The organism is Holdemanella sp. DFI.5.55 (assembly GCF_020593575.1).
Taxonomy (GTDB): Bacteria; Bacillota_I; Bacilli_A; order Erysipelotrichales; family Erysipelotrichaceae; genus Holdemanella; species Holdemanella hominis.
In genome coordinates this window covers 1-573 of record NZ_JAJDMK010000193.1, presented here as the reverse complement: position 1 = coordinate 573, position 573 = coordinate 1, and the positions used below count along the sequence as shown (strand labels likewise).

Below are 573 nucleotides of genomic sequence, written 5' to 3'. Positions count from 1 at the left end.
GCCTATGAAAAAGAAAGTAATGATTATTGGTTGTATATTACTGGCTTTGATCCTATCAATTGCAATCTATAGAAAACACGTGGAAAGTAATATAATCTTCCATTCATTCAACGAGCCGGTGAATATCAAGGTTGGAACAAAGTTAGAGGAAACACCTATTGAGTTTTATCATACTGAGAATATAGATGGTAACAAGGTGACTCATGAGTATATATATGATTAGGATATTGTTAATGAGGTTCAACCAGTAACTGTAAGAGTACACTATCAATTATTTACTTTTACAAATACATATGAGCTATTGATAGTGGATTAAAAAAATCCGATAAATTTTAAACTAGAAAGGAAAAAGTATGTGTAGATTACTTTGTTTAATTAACTAATTTATACATATTTTGAGGAATGAATATGCTAAGGTATACAAGAAATAAATATAGAAAAGAATCGATATCTGCAAAATTAATTGAAAAAAAAGAGGGTGAGTATTTTGCTATTCCTGGAAAAGTGCCAAGTCCAAAAGCTTTTTATGAATTGATTTTTATGACTGAAGAGGGAATGAAAACTTTTGAAGTT

At 29.0% G+C, this 573-nt stretch carries 1 protein-coding gene; it reads left to right on the top strand.

The window, feature by feature from the left end:
- A partial coding sequence (locus LJE08_RS13755; protein ID WP_227403551.1) for a hypothetical protein occupies positions 1-223 on the top strand: 223 nt, incomplete at its 5' end.
- Positions 224-573: the final 350 nt, after the last annotated feature.